Annotated in this window: 1 protein-coding gene; it reads right to left on the bottom strand. The window is 55.3% G+C overall.

From position 1 onward, the window contains the following. Positions 1 to 13 precede the first annotated feature (13 nt). Positions 14 to 783 (bottom strand): IS5 family transposase gene (locus tag GOB90_RS18725; protein ID WP_242012175.1). Its coding sequence is split into 2 segments (ribosomal slippage): positions 14 to 63 and positions 63 to 783, totalling 771 coding nucleotides; the frame shifts between segments, so codons are not numbered across the junction. Positions 784 to 883 lie beyond the last annotated feature (100 nt).

Raw genomic sequence — 883 nt, 5'->3', positions numbered from 1 at the left:
CTACGGCGTGTCGTCAGTTAAGCAGGATGATGATTGAGACGAACTGAACGGCTGCGAGGAAGTTGATTTCAGTTTGTCGTATCGGGTTGCGATAGCGCGGAACTGTTTGAGTTTATTGAAAAACCTCTCGACAAGATTACGCTCCCTGTAAAGGGCGAAGTCCGTTTCCCGTTGTGTCGTTCTGTTGCGTTTTGATGGAATGACAGGGGTAATCCCGCGCTCTGTCAGCCGGTCAATCAACTGGTCCGCGTCATATGCCTTGTCGGCAAGGAAGGCATCCGGGTCGATGCTTTCCAGAAGGGGCTCTGCCTGAGTAATATCGGCATCCTGACCCGGTGTGATATCGAGTTCTGCCGGGTTGCCCAGAGCATCACAGATGGCATGGATCTTTGTGGTCAACACGCCCCGGGATCGCCCGATAGCCTGATCCGCCCCCCCCTTTTTGAGGGCTCCGGCGCTGTGCTGATGTGCCCGGACAATGGTGCTGTCGATCATCATGTATTCGTTGTCGTGATCAGCGGCCAGATGATGAAAGATCCTTTCGATAACACCGCTTTCGCACCAGCGGCGCAGACACCGGTGTATATTTTTCCAGTCTCCGAAACGGGGAGGAAGGTCACGCCATGGAATGCCCGCCCATGGAATGCCCGCGCGATAACGATACAGCACGGCTTCCACGAACAGACGGTTGTCCGCAGCCGTGCCGCCGACATGACCTTCACGACCGGGGAGAAGATCTTTTATCCGCTCCCACTGGTCATCGCGCAAACCATATCGCCGCATACGTTTGTCCCCCCAAAGCCCGGGAAAACAGTCAGCACAGGCAGCCAGAAAGTACAACCCTCATTCGCCATCATCAGGGTTTAACTGACGACACGCCGTA

The sequence above is a fragment of the Acetobacter oeni genome, from assembly GCF_011516825.1.
Classification (GTDB): Bacteria; Pseudomonadota; Alphaproteobacteria; order Acetobacterales; family Acetobacteraceae; genus Acetobacter; species Acetobacter oeni.
The sequence above is the reverse complement of the archived record's forward strand: the minus strand, read 5'-3'. Positions and strand labels throughout refer to the sequence as shown.